General features: G+C 67.2%; 17 protein-coding genes and 1 pseudogene. 3 read left to right on the forward strand and 15 right to left on the reverse strand.

The window, feature by feature from the left end; all coding sequences use genetic code 11:
• Nucleotides 1-36 precede the first annotated feature (36 nt).
• The 10 genes and pseudogenes from thmT to PK606_RS07985 form a co-directional block, all read right to left on the reverse strand.
• A pseudogene (gene thmT / locus PK606_RS07940) lies at nucleotides 37-234 on the reverse strand (2-hydroxymuconate tautomerase); the annotation flags it as partial.
• 16 nt (nucleotides 235-250) lie between these two features.
• Nucleotides 251-1,231 (reverse strand): Bug family tripartite tricarboxylate transporter substrate binding protein, encoded by a 981-nt coding sequence (locus PK606_RS07945; protein ID WP_324562516.1) that lies wholly within the window; start codon nucleotides 1,229-1,231, stop codon nucleotides 251-253.
• A gap of 53 nt (nucleotides 1,232-1,284) precedes the next feature.
• Nucleotides 1,285-2,073: a 2-oxo-3-hexenedioate decarboxylase gene (gene dmpH / locus PK606_RS07950; protein ID WP_324562518.1), complete on the reverse strand. Its 789-nt coding sequence runs from the start codon at nucleotides 2,071-2,073 to the stop codon at nucleotides 1,285-1,287.
• An 11-nt stretch (nucleotides 2,074-2,084) separates the two neighbouring features.
• Entirely contained in the window at nucleotides 2,085-3,131 is a 1,047-nt protein-coding gene (gene dmpG / locus PK606_RS07955) for a 4-hydroxy-2-oxovalerate aldolase (RefSeq protein WP_324562520.1), read from the reverse strand.
• 20 nt (nucleotides 3,132-3,151) lie between these two features.
• Entirely contained in the window at nucleotides 3,152-4,066 is a 915-nt protein-coding gene (locus tag PK606_RS07960; protein WP_324562522.1) for an acetaldehyde dehydrogenase (acetylating), read from the reverse strand.
• A gap of 33 nt (nucleotides 4,067-4,099) precedes the next feature.
• Nucleotides 4,100-4,882, reverse strand: coding sequence for a 2-oxopent-4-enoate hydratase (gene dmpE, locus PK606_RS07965; protein WP_324562524.1), 783 nt, complete (start codon nucleotides 4,880-4,882; stop codon nucleotides 4,100-4,102).
• Between the two features lie 47 nt (nucleotides 4,883-4,929).
• Nucleotides 4,930-6,390 (reverse strand): 2-hydroxymuconic semialdehyde dehydrogenase, encoded by a 1,461-nt coding sequence (locus tag PK606_RS07970; protein WP_324562526.1) that lies wholly within the window; start codon nucleotides 6,388-6,390, stop codon nucleotides 4,930-4,932.
• A 40-nt stretch (nucleotides 6,391-6,430) separates the two neighbouring features.
• The gene (locus PK606_RS07975; RefSeq protein WP_324562529.1) at nucleotides 6,431-6,868 is read right to left on the reverse strand and encodes a GlcG/HbpS family heme-binding protein; all 438 of its coding nucleotides are present in this window, start codon (nucleotides 6,866-6,868) and stop codon (nucleotides 6,431-6,433) included.
• On the reverse strand, nucleotides 6,868-7,794 hold the full coding sequence (locus PK606_RS07980) for a catechol 2,3-dioxygenase (RefSeq protein ID WP_324562532.1): 927 nt from the start codon (nucleotides 7,792-7,794) through the stop codon (nucleotides 6,868-6,870). The genes PK606_RS07975 and PK606_RS07980 overlap by 1 nt, the downstream gene beginning before the upstream one ends.
• 18 nt (nucleotides 7,795-7,812) lie before the next feature.
• On the reverse strand, nucleotides 7,813-8,157 hold the full coding sequence (locus PK606_RS07985; protein WP_324562534.1) for a 2Fe-2S iron-sulfur cluster binding domain-containing protein: 345 nt from the start codon (nucleotides 8,155-8,157) through the stop codon (nucleotides 7,813-7,815).
• Between the two features lie 467 nt (nucleotides 8,158-8,624).
• On the opposite strand from PK606_RS07985, the gene PK606_RS07990 reads away from it, so the two are divergent.
• Nucleotides 8,625-9,452, forward strand: a complete 828-nt coding sequence (locus tag PK606_RS07990) for a GntR family transcriptional regulator (RefSeq protein WP_324562537.1) — start codon at nucleotides 8,625-8,627, stop codon at nucleotides 9,450-9,452.
• A gap of 134 nt (nucleotides 9,453-9,586) precedes the next feature.
• Here the strand turns inward: PK606_RS07990 and boxA are convergent, their stop codons facing one another.
• The 4 genes from boxA to PK606_RS08010 all read right to left on the reverse strand — a co-directional run bounded on the left by boxA (nucleotide 9,587) and on the right by PK606_RS08010 (nucleotide 15,302).
• A complete protein-coding gene (boxA, locus tag PK606_RS07995; protein WP_324562539.1) occupies nucleotides 9,587-10,912 on the reverse strand; it encodes a benzoyl-CoA 2,3-epoxidase subunit BoxA in 1,326 nt (441 codons plus the stop codon).
• Between the two features lie 98 nt (nucleotides 10,913-11,010).
• Nucleotides 11,011-12,438 (reverse strand): benzoyl-CoA 2,3-epoxidase subunit BoxB, encoded by a 1,428-nt coding sequence (boxB, locus tag PK606_RS08000; protein WP_324562542.1) that lies wholly within the window; start codon nucleotides 12,436-12,438, stop codon nucleotides 11,011-11,013.
• 149 nt (nucleotides 12,439-12,587) lie between these two features.
• Complete coding sequence (gene boxC / locus PK606_RS08005; protein ID WP_324562545.1) at nucleotides 12,588-14,249, reverse strand: 2,3-epoxybenzoyl-CoA dihydrolase; 1,662 nt, start codon at nucleotides 14,247-14,249, stop codon at nucleotides 12,588-12,590.
• 123 nt (nucleotides 14,250-14,372) lie between these two features.
• A complete protein-coding gene (locus PK606_RS08010; protein ID WP_324562547.1) occupies nucleotides 14,373-15,302 on the reverse strand; it encodes a helix-turn-helix transcriptional regulator in 930 nt (309 codons plus the stop codon).
• A gap of 183 nt (nucleotides 15,303-15,485) precedes the next feature.
• Between PK606_RS08010 and PK606_RS08015 the strand changes: the two genes are divergently transcribed.
• On the forward strand, nucleotides 15,486-17,066 hold the full coding sequence (locus PK606_RS08015; protein ID WP_324562551.1) for a benzoate-CoA ligase family protein: 1,581 nt from the start codon (nucleotides 15,486-15,488) through the stop codon (nucleotides 17,064-17,066).
• Between the two features lie 87 nt (nucleotides 17,067-17,153).
• Here the strand turns inward: PK606_RS08015 and apbC are convergent, their stop codons facing one another.
• Nucleotides 17,154-18,245, reverse strand: coding sequence for an iron-sulfur cluster carrier protein ApbC (gene apbC, locus PK606_RS08020; RefSeq protein ID WP_324562553.1), 1,092 nt, complete (start codon nucleotides 18,243-18,245; stop codon nucleotides 17,154-17,156).
• A gap of 82 nt (nucleotides 18,246-18,327) precedes the next feature.
• Between apbC and PK606_RS08025 the strand changes: the two genes are divergently transcribed.
• The gene (locus PK606_RS08025) at nucleotides 18,328-19,557 is read left to right on the forward strand and encodes a patatin-like phospholipase family protein (protein WP_324562555.1); all 1,230 of its coding nucleotides are present in this window, start codon (nucleotides 18,328-18,330) and stop codon (nucleotides 19,555-19,557) included.
• Nucleotides 19,558-19,606: the final 49 nt, after the last annotated feature.

Consider the following 19,606-nt stretch of genomic DNA (forward strand, 5'->3'; position numbering starts at 1 on the left):
GGCGATCCTCTTGCGTGCGCCGGCGCCGACCGGGCGCTAACGCCCCAGGTCCTTGGCCGTGACCCCGGCAATGCCCCAGTTGGTCTTGGGCATGTCGTGGATCCAGACCCGGATGGTCTCCTTGGGCGCGCCGACGGCCTCGTGTAGCGCTTCGGTGACTTTCTCGATCACCGCGCGCTTCTGCTCCTCGGTGCGGCCTTCCAGCATGTAGATCTGCGCGAACGGCATGGCGTGCTCCCGGCGCTGGCGATCAGTCGGCCTTGATGCCCAGCGTGCGCACGAGGTCGCCCCAGCGCTTGTCCTCGGCTCGGATGAACTGGCCGAACTCCTGCGGCGAGGTCACGCGCAGGTTGGCCGAGATGTTCTCGAACTGCGTCTGCGCCTCGGCGGTCTTGGCGCCGGCCGCCCAGGCTTCGTGCAGCTTGGCGATGATCGCCGGCGGCGTGGCGGCGGGCGCGATCAGGCCGAACCAGGTTTCGACCGCGAAGCCCGGATAGCCCGATTCGGCGATGGTCGGCACCTCGGGCAGCGCCTTGGAGCGCTGCGGCGAGGTGACGGCGACAGCCTTGAGCTTGCCGCTCTTGACGTGCTGCAAGGTGGTGACCAGCGAGCTTTCCATGCTCATCTGCACCACGCCCGACAGCAGGTCCGGCATGATCTGGCTGGAGCCCTTGTACGGCACATGCGTCAGCTGGATGCCGGCGGTCGACTGCAGGTACTCGGCTGCCAGGTGGTTGCTGGTGCCGATGCCCGAGGTGGCGTAGCTCAGCTTGCCGGGGTTCGCCTTGGCGTAGGCGATCAGGCCTTTCAGGTCGGAGAACGGTGCCGCCGGGTTGATCACCAGCGCGCACGGTGTGGTGCCGACCAGCGAGATCGGCGCCAGATCCTTCTCGACGTTGAACGGCAGCTTGCTGTAGATGTGCGGGCTGATCGCCAGGCTGCTGATCGCCGCCAGGCCGATGGTGTAGCCGTCCGGCTGGGCCTTGGCGACGGCGTCGGTGCCGATGTTGCCGCCGGCGCCGGCCTTGTTCTCGACCACGAACTGCTGGCCGAGCTTGTCGCCCATGGCCCTGGCCGCGGTGCGGCCCATGATGTCGGTCGGGCCTCCGGGCGGAAACGGCACGATCAGCCGCACCGGCTTGCCCGGATAGTTGTCCTGCGCCCAGGCCAGGCCGGGCAGACCGGCGGTGGAAGCGGCCGCGGCGGCCGCGATGAAGTCGCGTCGTTTCATGTTTGTCTCGGGGTGGAAGGGTTGTATGAAACTTGGATCGAAAGCCGGTTGCCTCAGACGAAGCGCACCGACACGCTGCCCATGCCCTGCACGCGCAGCGTCACGTTGTCGCCGGCCTGCACCGCCACGGCTTCGGTGATGCCGCCCGACAGCACCAGGCTGCCGGCCGGCAGGCTCTTGCCGCGCCGGCCCAGGTGGTTCACCAGCATGGCGACGGCGGCGGCCGGATGGCCGAGCACGGCGGCGCCGGCGCCCAGGGCGACGACCTCGCCGTTCTTCTCCAGCACGATGCCGGTGGTGCGCAGATCGACGCTGCGCGCGTCGACCGCACGGCCGCCGACGACAAAGCGGCTGGCCGAGGTGTTGTCGGCCACCACGCTCTTCAGGTCGAACTTGAAGTCGCGGTAGCGGCTGTCGATCACCTCGATGCCGGGCAGCACCAGGTCGCTGGCAGCGAGCACGCTGGCGATGCTGCAGCCGGGGCCTTTCAGCTCGGTGCGGGTGACGAAGGCGATCTCGGGTTCGACCTTCGGATGGATCAGTTCGCTGACCTTGATCTCGGCGCCCTCGGCCACCGTGAACTCATCGACCAGGAAGCCGAACACCGGATCGGTCACGCCCATTTGCTTCATCTTGGCGTGCGAGGTCAGGCCGGCCTTGTAGCCGGCGACGCGCGCACCGCGCGCCAGCTTGGCGGCCAGGATGCGGTCCTGGATCGCGTAGGCGTCGTCCCAGTCCATGTCCGGGTGGTCGTCGGTGATCTTGGGCGTGTCCTGCGCCTTGATCTGGCAGTTGTGCAGGTGCTCGGCCAGCTGGTCCAGGGTCTTCTTGTCGAGTGCCATGTTCAGTCTCCTCAGGCTGCCTTGCGCGCCGCGCCCTGGCGCGCCTTGGCCAGCGTCAGCGCGGTGTCTTCGATCATGTCTTCCTGGCCGCCGACGCAGCCGCGCCGGCCCATCTCGACCAGGATCTCGCGCGCCGGCACGCCGTACTTCTGCTCGGCCCGCTTGGCGAACAGCAGGAAGCTGCCGTACACGCCCGCATAGCCCAGCGTGAGCGCATCGCGGTCGATGCGGATCGGAAAGTCCATCATCGGCACCACCAGATCCTCGGCCACGTCCTGGATCTTGAAGGTGTCGACGCCGGTCTCGACACCCATCATGTCGCACACCGCGACCAGCACTTCCATCGGCGTGTTACCGGCGCCGGCACCCAGGCCGGCGGCAGCGGCGTCGATGCGGTTGGCGCCGACTTCGATGGCGGCGATGCTGTTGGCCACGCCCATGGCCAGGTTGTGGTGGCCGTGGAAGCCCAGCTCCGTCTCGGGTTTGAGCGCATCGCGTACGCGCCCGAGCTTGTCCTTGACGTCGCCCGGCAGCATGTGGCCGGCCGAGTCGGTGACGTAGATGCAGTTGGCGCCGTAGCCTTCCATCAGCCTGGCCTGCCCGATCAGGCCCTCGGCACTATTCATGTGGCTCATCATCAGGAAGCCGACCGTGTCCATCTCCATCTTGCGCGCCAGCGTGATGTGCTGCTCGGCGACGTCGGCCTCGGTGCAGTGCGTGGCCACGCGGATGGTGTGCACGCCCAGCTCGCGCGCCATCTTCAGGTGCTCGACGGTGCCGATGCCCGGCAGCAGCAGCGCCGACACCTTGGCCTGCTTCATCAGCGGGATCACGGCGCCCAGGTATTCCTCGTCGCTGTGCGCCGGAAAGCCGTAGTTGACCGAACTTCCGCCCAGGCCGTCGCCGTGGGTGACCTCGATCAGCGGGATGCCCGCCGCGTCCAGGCCCTGCGCGATGGTCTTCATCTCGTCCAGCGTCATCAGGTGGCGCTTGGGGTGCATGCCGTCACGCAGCGTCATGTCGTGCAGTGTGATCTTCTTGCCCTTGAGTGTGCTCATGTCCTGTTCTCCTTGCTTGTTCAGGCGGCCACGGGTTTCAGCGTCAGCGTGCCGGCGAGGATTTCCTCGGCGAACATCTCGGCGGTGCGCGCGGCGGCGGCGGTCATGATGTCCAGGTTGCCGGCGTACTTGGGCAGGTAGTCGCCCAGGCCCTCGACCTCGAGGAACACCGAGACGCGATTGCCGTCGAACACCGGGCCATTGACCAGGCGGTAACCGGGCACGTACTTCTGCACCTCGGCCATCATGTCGTGGATGCTCTTGGTGATGGCGGCCTCGTTGGGCGTGCCCTCGACCAGGCAGTGCACAGTGTCGCGCATGATCAGCGGCGGCTCGGCCGGGTTGATAATGATGATGGCCTTGCCCTTTTTCGCGCCACCCACCTTCTCGATCGCGCCGGCGGTGGTGCGGGTGAACTCGTCGATGTTCTTGCGCGTGCCCGGGCCGGCCGACTTGCTCGACACGGTGGCGACGATCTCGCCGTATTCCACCGGCTGCACGCGGCTGACCGCGGCCACCATCGGGATCGTCGCCTGGCCGCCGCAGGTGACCATGTTGACGTTCATCTCGCGCTTGCCCACGTGCTCGCGCAGGTTGACCGGCGGCACGCAGAACGGGCCGATGGCGGCCGGCGTCAGGTCGATCATCATCGCGCCCTCGGCATTCACCTTGCGCGAGTTCTCGGCGTGCACGTAGGCGCTGGTGGCGTCGAACACGATCTGCACGCCGTCGGCCTTGATGTGCGGCACCAGGCCGTCGACGCCCTCGGCGGTGGTCTTGATGCCCATCTCCTGGGCGCGCTTGAGGCCGTCGGAAGTCGGGTCGATGCCCACCATCCACACCGGCTCCAGCACCGGGCTGCGCTGCAGCTTGGCCAGCAGGTCGGTGCCGATGTTGCCGGGACCGATCAGGGCGCATTTGATTTTCTTGCTCATGGTTTCTCCTGAATCCTGGTTGACTTGCCGCACTCAGACGAAGCGGACCGAGCAGCCGCCGATGCCGCCGATGGTGACGCGCAGGTTGTCGCCGGCCTGCACCGGGACCATGATGCCGAGCGAGCCCGACAGGACCACCTCGCCCGCCTCCAGCGCGATGCCGTGCGCGCCCAGCGTGTTGGCCAGCCAGGCGACCGCGTTGGCCGGGTGGCCGAGCGCGGCGGCGCCGGCGCCGGTGGCGACGATCTCGCCGTTCTTCTCCAGCACCATGCCGCAGGTGGCCAGGTCGACGTCGCGCACATCGACCAGGCGGTCGCCCAGCACGAACACGCCGCAGCTGGCGTTGTCGGCCACGGTGTCCTGGATCCTGATCTTCCAGTCCTGGATGCGCGAATCGACGATCTCGAAGCAGGCCATCACGCCCTCGGTGGCGGCCAGCACGTCGGCGGCGCTGATGCCGGGGCCCTTGAGCGTCTTCTTCAGCACGAAGGCGATCTCGCCCTCGGCCTTGGGCTGGATCAGGCTGCTGGCCTCGATCGCCTGACCCTCGTTGTAGACCATGGCGTCGGTGAGCCAGCCGAAGTCCGGCTGGAACACGCCCAGCAGGTTCATCACCGCCTTCGAGGTGACGCCGATCTTCTTGCCGATCACCTTCTCGCCGGCTTCGATGCGGCACTGCATCATGCGCTGCTGGATGGCGTAGGCGTCGTCGATGCTGATGTCCGCATGGCGGTTGGTCAGCGGCTCCACCATGCGGCAGGCCTTGAGGGCGTCGTACAGCTCGTCGCCCAGTTGATTGATCTGTTCAGTGTTCATGTCGATTCGCTTGCTTCGTGGACCGGCGCGAACGCCGGCCCGGCCCATCAGAACTTCACCATCACGTTGCGCAGCTCGGTGTAGAACTCGAACGAGTGCACGCCGCCCTCGCGCCCGATGCCCGACTGCTTGGAGCCGCCGAACGGGGTGCGCAGGTCGCGCAGGAACCAGCTGTTGATCCAGCACAGGCCGACCTCGATCGCCGCGCCCATGCGGTTGGCGCGGCCGATGTCCTGCGTGAACACCGCGGTCGCCAGGCCGTAGCGGTTGGCGTTGACCTTGGCCAGCACCTCTTCCTCGCTGTCGAAGGGCGCGATGTGGGCGCAGGGACCGAAGATCTCCTCGGTGATCACGGCCGCGGTCTCGGGCAGGCCGGTCCAGATGGTCGGCTGCACCCAGCAGCCGTCCTTGAGTGCCTCGGGCATGTCCGGCACGCCGCCGCCGGTGACCACGGTGGCGCCCTCGTCGACCGCCTTCTGGTAGTAGGACAGCACCTTCTGCTGGTGCTCCTTGCTGATCACCGGGCCGATCTTGGTGTCCTGGTCGAACGGCAGGCCGGGCTTCATGGTCTCGGCCTTCTCTTTCAGCGCGGCGACGAACTTGTCGAAGATCGGGCGCTCGACGTAGACGCGCTCGGTGCCCAGGCAGACCTGGCCGGCGTTCTCGAAGCACGAGCGCGTGATGGTGTCGACGGCGACCTGGAAGTCGGCATCGGCGAACACCACGGCAGCGTTCTTGCCGCCCAGCTCCAGCGACACCGGGCGGATGCCGACCGCGGCCGCCTGCATGATGGCGGTGCCGGTGCGGGTCTCGCCGGTGAAGGTGATGCCGTTGACGTCCGGGTGCGTGGTCAGCATCTCGCCGGCCGAGCCGGGGCCGAAGCCGTGCACCACGTTGTAGACGCCCTTGGGCATGCCGACGGCATTCATCACCTCGCCCAGCAGCGCGGCGGTGGCCGGCGACTCTTCCGAGGGCTTGACCACCACGGTGTTGCCGCAGGCCAGCGCGGGCCCCACTTTCCAGGTCATCAGCAGCAGCGGCAGGTTCCAGGGGCAGACCACGGCGATCACGCCGCGCGGCACGCGCACGCCGTAGGAGAGCGCGTTCTTGCCGTCCGGGGTGCGCATGTTGAACGACTCGGTCGACATGCTCTTGATGGTGTCGGCGAAGATCTGGAAGTTGGCCGCGCCGCGCGGGATGTCGACGTGCGAGGCCAGCGCGTGCGGCTTGCCGGTGTCGGCAATCTCGGCCTGCAGGAAGTCGTCGAAGCGGCGGTTGATCTCGTTGGCCACCGCGTCCAGCAGTTTGACGCGCTCGGTCACCGACATCCGACCCCACTCGCCCTTGAGCGCCGCCTTAGCCGCGGCCACGGCGGCATCGACTTCGGGTTGGCTGGCTTCGTACACATGGCCGATCACGCTGTTGTCGACCGGATTGCGGTCCTCGAAGGTCTTGCCGCTGGCGTTCTTGACGTATTCGCCGTTGATGAAGTTCAGGAATTCTTTCATGGGATTCACGCTTGAATGAAAACAGCTACCGCGCCGGCGCTCAGAGACCGATCGCCTCCAGGCCGGCGCGGGCGCATTGCTCGTCCTGCTCGGCCGAGCCGCCCGACACGCCGATGCCGCCGATCAGCGCGTCGCCATGCCGGATCGGCAGACCGCCGCCGAACACGACGATGCGCGGGCGGTGCGGCATGCCGCGGCCCAGCGCCGCATCGCCGGCCAGCGCCTGCTCCCAGTCGGACGTCGGAAAGCCGAAGCTGGCCGCGGTGTAGGCCTTGTCGATCGCAATGTCGACCGAATGCAGGAAGGCGCCCGGCATGCGCAGGAAGGCCGCCAGCACGCCGCCGCCGTCGGTGACGGCGACGTTGATGCGGATGCCCAGCTCGGCCGCCTTGTCCACGGTCGCGCGCACCGCCAGCGCAGCGGCTTCGGCGCTGATGACCGACTGGGGCACGGCGAGGCTTTCTGGCGCCAGCGACATCAGGTCACCACGCTCAGGAAGGCGTCGTTGAGCTTGCGGTTGTGATAGAAGATGCCGGCCCCGACCTCGTCCCAGGTCCAGGTGATCGGCTCCATGTCCGGGTAATGGTCGTAGCCGCCGCTGAAGGTTTCCAGCCGGTTGCCCGACGGATCGAAGAAGTAGATCGTGGTGCCGTTGGTAATGCCGTGGCGCGTCGGGCCGACGTCGATCGACACCCGGTTCTTGCTCATGATGTCGGCCGCGCGCAGCACCTGCTCCCAGCTGCCGAGCTGGAACGAGACGTGGTGCAGCTTGTCGTCCTCGCTGTGGCGCACCATGGCGATGTCGTGCGCCTTGGTGCTGCAGGTGAGCCAGGTGGCCAGGTCGGTGGTGCCGTCCTCCAGCTTGACGCGCTCGACCAGGTTGAAGCCCAGCACCTCCTCAAACAGCTTGCGGCTGCCGTCGATGTCGCCGCCGTAGATCAGGCAGTGATCGAGGCGGATCGGGCAGATGCCGGGGCCGTCGATCACGTCGACCTCGGGGTTGAGGCAGCCGGTGGCATTGCCGACGTGCTTTTTCTCGGCGTAGAGTTCGATGGTGTGGCCGGTCGGAATCTTGAAGCGCACGCGCTCGCCGGTCTCCAGCAACTCGCCCGCGGGCATGCGCTCGGTGGCGACGCCGGCGGCATGCAGTTTCTGCTCGAGCGCCTGCAGCGTGGCGTCGTCGCGTACCTTGAAGCCAAAGAAATCCATGCCGGCCCGGTCGGCCTGGCGCAGGATGATGCTGTTGTGGTCGCGCTCGGCGCGCGCCTTGAAGTAGGCGCGGCCCTGGCTGTCCTTGCCCATGGGCACCAGGCCCATCACGTCCGTGTACCACTTGATCGATTCATCCAGGTCCAGCACGCGGATCTGTGCGTGGCCGGGACGCAAAACACCTGTCATCGCCATCGGGAAGTCTCCAATTCCTCAGGTTGAGTGAACATGTTGAACAGGAGCCGGCTCAACCACCCGGCAAACGTTCTTCTTCATCTGGCCCAGCACGCGGATGCGAAGGTCGCTGGTGGGTTTGATGCGGCAGGCGAGCACGCAGCCGGCGGCCTCTTCTTCAGCGCTGACGTGCGCGCGGCTCATCACCCGCTTGCTGTAACTGCCGCTGGTGACCTGCACCTTGCAGACCCCGCAGCCACCCTGGCGGCACCCGACCGGAATGCCGCGCCTGCCGAGCGCTTCCATGCCTTCCAGCACCGAGCGGTAGTCGACGCAGCGGTAGCTTTCGCCGGTGTCCTCGATGGTGATGGTGTAGGCCGCCATGTTCGCCGTCCGACTCAGGCGCCGATGGCCCATCGGGCACGCAGCAGCGCGACGTCCGCACCACCCGACGACCACATTTCAACCACGGCCCGCACGCGGAACGCCGGCAACTCGGATCGACAGGTGTGGCTCGCGGGTGACATGGGCGGAATCTTACTCACAAGCAGATGTCTTGTCCACTAGAATATCGATAATTTTCAGGGGCTTTGTAGCAAGAATACAGCTGCAAGAGCGTGACAACTGTGGTTGAAACACTTTGTACCGCTCTCTTAATCCATTGATAAAAACGGAGAAGGACCTGAATCCTGCGGGGAAACGAGAACGCAATCGCCGTTCAGACAGCATCAGCATCATTTGCTTTATTTATCGATATTCATGCAAAATTGAGATGTAGCTTGACTGTCATCCGAGCCCGCTCGCCGAGCGGGTCACGCCGCTCGGGCCCAACGCACCGATACTCGACATCCATGGCCAAACGCCCTGCCCTCACCAGCCTGTCCACGGACAGCACGCCGCATCGCGCCGACGCCGCGCCGCGCACGCTGATCGAGCAGGCTTACGCCCGCCTGCGCAGCGACATCGTCGAAGGTCGCATCGCGCCGGGCGAGAAGCTGCGCATCGAGCACCTGCGCCAGCGCTACGGCGTCAGTGCCGGCACGCTGCGCGAGGCGCTGACCCGGCTGGTCAGCGACGCGCTGGTCGAGGCCGAGGGCCAGCGCGGCTTTCGCGTCATGCCGGTCACGTTCGAGGACATGGACGACCTCACCAACCTGCGCGTACAACTCGAGATCGAGGCGTTGCGGCAATCGATCCGGCACAGCGACGCCGACTGGCGCGAGCAGGTCGGCGACATCTACGAGCAGATGTCGGCCATCGAGCAGCCGATCCTGCCGGAGATGACGCCGCGCTGGGAAGCCTTGAACAGCCAGTTCCACGAAGCCCTGCTGGCCAACTGCGGCTCCGACTGGACCTTGCACCTGCTGCGCCTGCTGAACCGCCACAGCGAACGCTATCGCCGCTACGCCATCGGCCTGAACCAGGGCCAGCGCGACGTGCATCAGGAGCACCGCTCCATCTACGAGGCAGCGATGTCGGGCAACGAGCTGCGTGCGGCACTGGAACTGGAGGCGCACATCCGCGCCACGCCCGACCTGCTGAAGGCCGCCGCCAGTGAGGGCATCGACGTGTTCGGCAGCGCGCCCGCCGGCCTGACGCCGCCGCTGGCCGATAGCGGCACCCACGACGGCACGACCGAACCGCCCGACCGCCGTTCTCCCGCGCCGGCTGGCGCCTGAAACGACGAAGCCGCGTCGAGCGCGGCTTGCGGTTTCCAAGAATGCGGGAGCGGCGGCAGCCGCAAAAAGGATGTTGGCCCTGGGCCAGCGCCTTGTTCGCGGCCGCCGCCCCTACGAGACTGCCGTTTCCAGGATCAGTAGGTCTCCAGGTGCAGCCGCCCTTCCTTCTTCAGGCGCAGACCGATCTCGTCCCAGCTCAGGCCGGCGCCCTGCACCACTTCACGCAGCGCCAGGATCACGCCTTCTTCCATGCTCTTGAGGCCACAGACGTAGATGAAGGTGTTGGCGTCCTGCAGCAGCGCCACCAGGTCGGCGGCGCGCTCGCGCATGGCGTCCTGCACGTACTTCTTGGGCTGGTTCGGCGTGCGGCTGAAGGCGAAGTTGATGTCGATGAAGTCCTTCGGCAGACTTTGCAGCGGGCCGAAGTACGGCAACTCTTCCTTGGTGCGCGCGCCGAAGAACAGCAGCAGCTTGCCGCCCTCGAACTTGCCGCTCTTGCGCAGCCGGCGACGCCACTCGGTCATCGCACGCATCGGCGCCGAGCCGGTGCCGGTGCAGATCATGACGATGTTCGATTTCGGGTGGTTGGGCATCAGGAAGGTGCTGCCGAACGGGCCGATCACCTCGACCTTGTCGCCCACCTTGAGGTCGCACATGTAGTTGCTGGCCACGCCGCGCACCGGGTTGCCCTGGAAGTCCTGCAGCACGCGCTTGATGGTCAGCGACAGGTTGTTGTAACCCGGCCGCTCGCCGTTGCGCGGGCTGGCGATCGAGTACTGGCGCGCAAAGTGCGGCTTGCCACGCGCGTCCAAGCCGGGCGGCACGACGCCGATCGACTGGCCCTCCAGCACCGGGAACGGCATGGTGCCGAAGTCCAGGATGATGTGGTGGGTGTCGTATTCCTTGCCGACCTCGGTGACGCGCACGTTGCCGACGCAGGTGGCGGTCACGGTCTTCTCGGCCGCACGCGCGCCGTACAGGTTGGTGTAGGCGTGCGCGGCCGACCAGGGCGGCAACTGGGCGCTGAAGTTGGTCGGCGCCGCATCGGTGCCGGGCTGCGTCGGGTCGACCGCGGCCTCCTGCAGCGCCGCCGCCTCGGCCTGGGCCAGCGTCTGCAGCGCATCCTCGGCCACCGCGCCGTCGGCCTGCAGGTTGACGCCGGCCTCGGCCAGTTGCGCCGCCGTCAGCTCCTCGGGCAGGTCGAACCAGCTGAACTGCTCTGCCAGCGTGTAGGCCTTGGCCTTGGGCACCATGCGCCAGTTGTCGATGGCACCGGTCGGGCACACCGGAATGCAGGCCATGCACTTCTCGCAGATCGACGGATCGACCACGTAGTTGTTGGCATCGTGCGAGATCGCGTCGATCGGGCAGGCGGCCTCGCAGGCGCCGCAGCGGATGCAGATGGCCGGGTCGATCAGGTGCTGCTTGAGCAGCGCCGCATCGGGTGGTGCTTTGCTCATGATGGTCTCCGCGGAGTGTGGCCGGCGACGGCCTCAGCAGGCAAAAAGGCCACGCCGACCGCCGCCGCGCGTGGCCCTTGCTTGCCGGATGTCTGCGCTCAGTTGAAGCGCACGTACTCGAAATCGATCGGCTGGCGGTTGATGCCGATCACCGGCGGCGCGATCCAGTTGGCGAACTTGCCCGGCTCGACCACGCGGCCCATCAGGCTGGCGACGTAGGCACGGTCCTCGGCCGTGGGCAGCCAGTCCTTGACCTTGGCGTTCCATTCGGCCTCGCTCACCACCTGGCCTTCCGGCGATACCCGGATGCCGGCCAGCGCACCGATCTTGCGGTTGAAGGCCTTGTGCGGCACCTTCAGCCGGAACGGGATACCGGCCTTGTCGATGACGCGGTTCCAGCGCTCGACGCCGCCGATCGAGTCCTTGATGTAGTCGTCGCGCAGCACTTCGTTGAGCGCGTTGAGCATCGGCACTTCCTTCTCGGACAGCTTGCCGTCCTGGACGTTCAGCACCTTGTAGGTCTGGCCCTTCAGCACGTGATCGTCGGTGCGCTTGCCTTCCTCGAAGCGGCCCTTCAGGCCGGTCGAGTAGAAGGTCGCGGCGTTGCTCGACTCGTCGGCGCCGAACAGGTCGATCGTGACCGAGAAGTGGAAGTTCAGGTAGCGCTGGACGGTGGGCAGATCGATCACGCCAGCGTTGCGCAGCTTCTGCACGTCGTCGGTCTTAAGCTGGTTCATCATGTCGACGGTGCGCTGGATCACGCGGCTGACGCCGGTCTCGCCGACGAACATGTGGTGCGCTTCCTCGGTCAGCATGAACTTGGTGGTGCGCGCCAGCGGATCGAAGCCGCTCTCGGCCAGCGCGCAGAGCTGGAACTTACCGTCGCGGTCGGTGAAGTAGGTGAACATGAAGAAGCTCAGCCAGTCGGGCGTCTTCTCGTTGAAGGCCTGCAGGATGCGCGGATTGTCGGCGTGGCCCGAGCGGCGCTCCAGCAGCGCCTCGCCCTCTTCGCGGCCGTCGCGGCCGAAGTACTTGTGCAGCAGGTAGACCATGGCCCACAGGTGGCGGCCTTCCTCGACGTTGACCTGGAACAGGTTGCGCAGGTCGTACTGACTCGGGCAGGTCATGCCCAGGTGGCGCTGCTGCTCGACCGAGGCCGGCTCGGTGTCACCCTGGGTGACGATGATGCGGCGCAGGTTGGCGCGGTGCTCGCCCGGCACGTCCTGCCATGCCGGCTCGCCGAGGTGGTCGCCGAAGTGGATCTTGCGATCCTGCTCGGCAGGGTTCAGGAAGATGCCCCAGCGGTAGTCAGGCATCTTGACGTAGCCGAACTGGGCCCAGCCCTGCGGATCGACGCTGATCGCGGTGCGCAGGTAGACGTCGAAATCGGTCGAACCTTCCGGACCCATCTCCGACCACCATTGCAGGTAGTCGGGCTGCCAGCTCTCGAGCGCGCGCTGCAGCGTGCGGTCCTCGGACAGGTTGACGTTGTTGGGGATCTTCTCGCTGTAGTTGATGCTGCTCATAGTGGTCTCCTGAGAATGAACGAAAAAACTGCCGGACGCGAAGGACGCAAAGACACGCAAGGGACGCGAAACAAGGAAAACTCTTCTTGTTATCTCGCGAACTTCGCGAAACCCCCGCGTCCTTCGCGTCCCGTCTTTGTCTTGGGAACTTACACGCGGTTCATGTCGAACTGCGCCTTGTCACCCTTACCGTACACCTTCAGCGCGCCTTTGTCGCCCACCGCGTTGGGGCGCTGGAAGATCCAGTTCTGCCAGGCCGTCAGACGACCGAAGATGCGCGTGAACATGTTCTCCTGCTGGGCAAAGCGCAGGTTGGCTTCCAGGCCGGTCAGCGCATCCGGGCTCATGGCGGCGCGCTCTTCCAGCGCGATGCGCACCTCGTCATCCCAGTCGATGTCGTCCGGCGCGGCGGTGACCAGGCCGAGCTTCTCGGCTTGCTCGCCGCCCAGCGCCTGGCCGATCGCGGCCCTGGCAGCGGCCAGTGGCGCGGCTTCCTCGTAGAAGCGGCGCGCCAGGCGCGACTGGCCGTTGACCATCGGGTAGCTGCCGAAGTTGACCTCGTGCAGCGTCAGCGTCGGCGCCTTGGCCGGCGTCTCGGGCAGCACCAGCTGGTAGGCGCGGTCGGCGCAGAAGGCCAGTTCGGCCAGCGTGCCGGCGAAGCACGAGCCCGGCTCGATCAGCGCGAACAGGCTGCGCGAGGACACGTCCAGGCGCGCCAGCGTGCGGCGCAGCATGCCGAGCGTCTCGCGCACGAACCAGTGGCCCTGGTTGGCCAGCATCAGGGTGTCGTTGGCGAGCACGGCGGCCGCGTCGCCTTCGGTCTTGAGCACCCAGGTGCCGACCTCCAGCTCGTTGGTGCGCATGTGCAGGATGGCGTCGTCGAGTTCGCGCGCCATCTGCAGCGGGTACCAGGCGGCACCTGCGGCCTCGATGCCGGCGACGTCGGTCGGCTGCGCGCCGCTCGGCGCCTTGACGACCACGGTGGCAACGCGCTTGGCGCGGTCGATGTCGACGCTGACGTACTGGTAGGCGATGCCGTCGGCCGACTCGCTGCGCTCGACCTTGGGCAGTTGCACGCCCTTGGCGCCAGCCGGGCGATCGCTCTGCTCGGCCAGCCTGGCTGCGCGCTCGGCGACGAAGGCGTCGAACTGCTGCGGCTTGGCCACCGCGTCGACCAGGCGCCAGTCGACCGCCTTCTGGCCGCGCACGCCCTCGCTGGTGGTGCAGAAGATATCGGCCAGGTCGTGGCGCACGTGGCGCTTGTCGGTCACGCGGGTCAGGCCGCCGGTGCCGGGCAGCACGCCGAGCAGGGGCACCTCGGGCAGGCTGACGCTGCTGCTGCGGTCATCGACCAGCACGATGTCATCGCAGGCCAGCGCCAGTTCGTAGCCGCCGCCGGCGCAGGCGCCGTTCAGCGCGGCGACGAACTTGAGGCCGCTGTGCTGGCTCGAATCCTCGATGCCGTTGCGGGTCTCGTTGGTGAACTTGCAGAAATTGACCTTCCAGGCGTGGCTGGACAGGCCCAGCATGAAGATGTTGGCGCCGGAGCAGAACACGCGGTCCTTGCCGCTGGTGACGACCACCGTGCGCACCTCGGGGTGCTCGAAGCGGATGCGCTGCAGCGCGTCGTGCAGTTCGATGTCGACGCCGAGGTCGTAGCTGTTCAGCTTCAGCTTGTAGCCAGGGCGGATGCCGGCGTTCTCGTCGATGTCGATGGCCAGCCGGGCCACCGGGCCGTCGAACGACAGCTGGATGTGGCGGTACTGGCCGGGGTCGGTGCGGTAGTCGACTTTGGGGTTGATCTGGCTCATGGTCAAAGAGGTCCTCGGGTGGATTCAACGGGTCTGCTGGTCGCCGGAGATACAGCACATCCGACCGGCACAAGATGAATAATAGTGCATCTTCCGGCTGATGTCAATGCATTTTATTGCATGTCAGGCCGTCATGCCGACGGCCTCCCGAACTCGGCGCCGCAGCGCCTGGAACGCCTCCTCTTCACTGTAGAGACTGGTATTGAAGCGCAAATCGGCCTTGGCGTAAAACGGCGTGCGCCCGACCAGGATGCGCTTCAGGTCATCCATGGCTTCGGCGCTGGCCGCCATCGGCCGCACGTCACCCTGGGCCCGCACCCGGTTCATATGATCGGCGGCATCGGCCTGCAGCCAGATGGTGTAGCAATGCTGCAGCAGCAGGTTGAAGTTGGCGGCATCCGCGACCAGCCCGCCCGGCGTGGCGATCACCACCTCGGGGTAGATCTGGATCGCCTCCTCCAGCGCCCGGCGCTCGTAGCGGCGGTAGGCGTGGGTGCCGTACAGGCTGTGGATCTCGTGGATGCTGCAGCCGGCGAACTGCTCGATCTGCCGGCTCAGTTCGATGAACGCGTAACCCAGATCCTCGGCCAGCCGCCGCCCCAGCGTCGACTTGCCGGCGCCACGCAGGCCGATCAGCGCCAGCCGCGTGGTGCGCGCGCGGTCGGCGGTGCCCGGCGCGTGGAACAGCTCAGACAGGTTCTGGCGCGCGCGCCGCAGGTCGGCCTCGCTGCGATGCTCCAGCAACTCGCGGATCATCAGCCATTCGGGCGAGGAGGTGGTGACGTCGCCGAGCAGTTCGCTCAGTTCGCAGTGCAGCGCCTGCGCCACCTGCAGCAGCACCAGGATCGAGGCGTTGCCGGTGCCGTATTCGAGGTTGGCCAGGTGCCGCTCCGACACATCGGCCGCCACGGCCACCGCCTTGCGCGTCATGCCGCGGCGCGAGCGCAGGTTGCGCACCCGTTCACCCAGCGCCAGTAGGAACGGGTGGCGCGCGCCGGCGTCGTTTTCGGTCTGCAGGCTGCTGCGCGTGCTGTCTTCCAATGCGGTGGCCATGTTCTCAGCCGCTCCTTTGAACGAGCGCGGGTTGGACAACCCGGCTTGACATGCACTTTACTGCACGCCACATAACACGCATAATAATTCATTTCACCACGATGCCGTCAAAAGATCAACGCAAAACGCTGGCTCCCAGCGGCGGCCCGTGCCACCATCGCCCGAACCGGAGACAAACCCACCATGAACACCGCCCCTGCCGTTCCCGCACCACCCGAGCGCTTCAACTACGCCGAACACCTGCTGTCCCTGAATGCTGGCCGTGCCAACAAGACCGCCTTCATCGACGATAACGGCGCGCTCAGCTACGGCGAGCTGAGTGACCGCGTGCGCCGCTTGGCGGCCGGCCTGCGCCGCCTGTACCTGCGCCGCGAAGAGCGCGTGATGGTGCTGATGCAGGACTGCAACGACTGGCCGGTGGCCTTCCTCGGCAGCATGTATGCGGGCCTGGTGCCGGTTGCCGTGAACACCCTGCTGACCGCCGACGACTACGCCTACATGCTGGAGCACTCGCGCGCCCAGGCGGTGCTGGTGTCGGGCGTGCTGCTGCCGACGCTGAACATGGCGATGATCAAGAGCGACCACGAGGTGCAGAAGGTCATCGTGTCGCACCCGCAGGCGCCGCTGCACCCGTCGGAGGTCGAGCTCGAGGCCTTCCTGGCCGCGCAGGTACCGCTGGAAAAGCCCGCCCACACCGGCCCCGATGATCCCGGCTTCTGGCTGTATTCCAGCGGTTCGACCGGCCGCCCCAAGGGCGCCGTGCATTCGCACGCCAACCCCTACTGGACCAGCGAGCTGTACGGCAAGGGCATCTTGCAGCTGACGGAGAAGGACATCTGCTTCTCGGCCGCCAAGCTGTTCTTCGCCTACGGCCTCGGCAACGGGCTGACCTTCCCGATGACGGTGGGCGCCACCACCGTGCTGATGGGCGAGCGGCCGACGCCGGAGGCCACCTTCAAGCGCTGGGTCGGCGGCGTCGGTGGGGTCAAGCCGACCGTGTTCTACGGCGCACCGACCGGCTTCGCCGGCATGCTGGCACACCCGCAATTGCCCAGCCGCGACCAAGTGGCGATGCGGCTAGCCTCCTCGGCCGGCGAGGCGCTGCCGGCCGAGATCGGCGAACGCTTCAAGGCGCATTTCGGCGTCGACATCGTCGACGGCATCGGCTCCACCGAGATGCTGCACATCTTCCTGTCCAACCTGCCCGGCAAGGTGCGCTACGGCACCACCGGCTGGCCGGTGCCGGGCTACGAGGTCCAGCTGCGCGGCGACGATGGCGAGCCGGTACCCGACGGCGAACCCGGCGACATGTACATCGCCGGCCCCAGCGCCGCCATGATGTACTGGGGCAACCGCACCAAGACGCGCGAGACCTTCCAGGGCGGCTGGACCAAGAGCGGCGACAAGTACGTGCGCAACGAGGACGGCACCTACACCTACGGCGGCCGCAGCGACGACATGCTGAAAGTCAGCGGCATCTACGTGTCGCCGTTCGAGGTCGAGGCCACGCTGGTGCAACACCCGGCGGTGCTGGAAGCAGCCGTGATCGGCAAGGAGGACGGCGACGGCCTGACCAAGACCAAGGCCTTCGTCATCCTCAAGTCGGGCGCCGAGGCGTCCGAGGAGGAGCTCAAGGCCTTCGTCAAGGAGCGCCTGGCGCCCTACAAGTACCCGCGCTACTTCGAGTTCGTGACCGAACTGCCGAAGACGGCAACCGGCAAGATCCAGCGCTACAAGCTGCGCGAGCGCGAACTCCGGGCCTGATCGCGCGCAAGCCGGTGCCGCGGGCGCCGGCGCCTTCCGCTGGCGCACCAGCGGAAGGCTGGTCTGCTTGCTGGGCGCGTCAGGCGCTCAGGTATCGCGCGAGATCTTGATCGACGGGAAGCGCGACGAGAAGTCCTTGGCCTTGGCCGCGATCTTGATCGCCACCTGGCGCGCAATGCTCTTGTAGATCGCCGCGACCTCGCCGTCCGGATCGGCCACCACCGTCGGCCGGCCGGAATCGGCCTGTTCGCGGATCGACAGCGCCAGCGGCAGCGCGCCCAGGTAGTCCAGGCCCTTCTCCTCGGCGTAGCGCTTGCCGCCCTCGGCGCCGAAGATGTGCTCGACGTGCCCACAGTTGGAGCACACGTGCACCGCCATGTTCTCGACCAGGCCGAGGATCGGCACGCCGACCTTCTCGAACATGGTCACGCCCTTGCGCGCGTCGGCCAGCGCGATGTCCTGCGGCGTGGTGACAATCACCGCGCCGGTCATCGGCACGCGCTGGCTCAGCGTCAGCTGGATGTCGCCGGTGCCGGGCGGCAGGTCGACGATCAGGTAGTCGAGCTCGCGCCAGTTGGTGTGGCGCAGCAGCTGTTCCAGCGCCTGGGTGGCCATCGGGCCGCGCCAGACCATGGCCTCGTCGGGATCGACCAGGAAGCCGATCGAGCTGACCTGCACGCCGTGATTCTGCAGCGGCTCCATGCTCTTGCCGTCCAGGCTCTCCGGCTTGCCGCTGACGCCCAGCATGATCGGCATGCTGGGCCCGTAGATGTCGGCATCCAGCACCCCCACCGCAGCGCCCTCGGCGGCCAGCGCCAGCGCCAGGTTGACGGCGGTGGTGCTCTTGCCGACACCGCCCTTGCCCGAGGCCACGCCGACGATGTTCTTGACACCCGGCATCAGCTGCACGCCACGCTGGACCGCGTGCGCCTGCACCTTGGTCACCACGTTCACCGACACGTTGCCGACACCGGGCACGGCGCGCGCCGCCGCCACCAGCGCCTGCCGCAGCGCCGGGATCTGGCTCTTGGCCGGGTAGCCCAGCTCGACGTCGAACGACAGATCGTCGCCGGCAATCTGCAGATTCTTGATCTGCTTGGTGGACACGAAGTCCTGGCCCGTGTTCGGGTCGGTGACGCCCGCGAGGGCCTGGAGTACGTCAGATTCCTGGATGCTCATTTGCTCTCTTTCGGTGGACGCGCTAGTCTAGTCGCTACCCGGCTGAACGCCGAATGGTGCCATCAAGACCGTACCGCGAACGATGATTGCAGCGCCTGCGCCAGCAGCCCGCCCCGGCACCGCACTGCTACTGGGCGGCGGCGGCGCACGCGCCGCCTATCAGGTCGGCGTGCTGCAGGCGCTGGTGGCGCTGCGGCGGCACCGCCAGCCGGGCCAGCGTGGATCACCCTTCGACATCATCATCGGCACCTCGGCCGGCGCCATCAACGCCGCCGCGCTGGCCGCCGGCGCCGACCGCTTTGGCCACGCGGTGGCGCAACTGGCGCGGGTCTGGCGCACGCTGCGCTCCGAGCAGATCTACCATGCCGGCGCGCTGCAGGCGGCGCGCGCCGGCACCCAGTGGCTGCGCCTGATCTCGCTGGGCTGGGCACTGGCGCGCTGGCGGCGGGCGCAACCGCGATCCCTGCTCGACAACCAGCCGCTGCGCGACATGCTGCAGGCCCAGATCCCCTTGCGGCGCCTGCCCCGGATGCTGGCCGATGGCCACCTGCGCGGCCTGGGGGTGACGGCGTCCTGCTACGCCAACGGCGAGCACGTCACCTTCTACGAAGCCGTCGGCGAGATGCACGACTGGTCGGACATGCAGCGGCGGCGCGCCGTACGCACGCCCATCGCCGTCGACCACCTGATGGCCTCGTCCGCCATCCCGTTCGTGTTTCCGGCGGCGGCGATTACGCAGGACGGCATGCCCGCCTATTACGGCGATGGCGCGATGCGGCAGACCGCACCGCTGTCGCCGGCGATCCACCTTGGCGCCGAGCGCGTGCTGGTGGTCGGCGTCGGCCGCGCACACCATCGTCCGGATCCTGCCGATCTTTCGGCATCGACCGGCTACCCGAGCCTGGCCGAGGTGGCCGGCCACGCGCTGTCGAGCATCTTCCTCGACACGCTGTCGGCCGATGTCGAACGCCTGGAGCGCGTCAACCATACGCTGGCACTGATTCCGCCCGAGCGCCGCTCCGGCTCCCCGCTGCGCTCGATCGAGCTGCTGAGCATCACGCCCTCGCTGCGCCTGGACGAAATCGCGGCGCGCCACGTGCAGGACCTGCCAAGTTCGATGCGCGCCCTGCTCGGCATGCTGGGCGTGCGCGGCAACGGGCTCGGCCCGCGATCTGCCGCATTCGCCAGCTACCTGCTGTTCGAGCCCGGCTTCACCCGCGAACTGATCCGCCTCGGCTGGAACGACGCGCTGGCGCAGCGCGAAACCATCTGCCGCTTCTTCGGCTGGTTGGACAGGCCCGCCGCCCACTGAGTCGCGCTGGCGCGCTACCTAAAATGACGGGTTCCCCGTCGTGAGAGCC

This window comes from Ottowia sp. (assembly GCF_035444425.1).
Taxonomy (GTDB): Bacteria; Pseudomonadota; Gammaproteobacteria; order Burkholderiales; family Burkholderiaceae_C; genus Ottowia.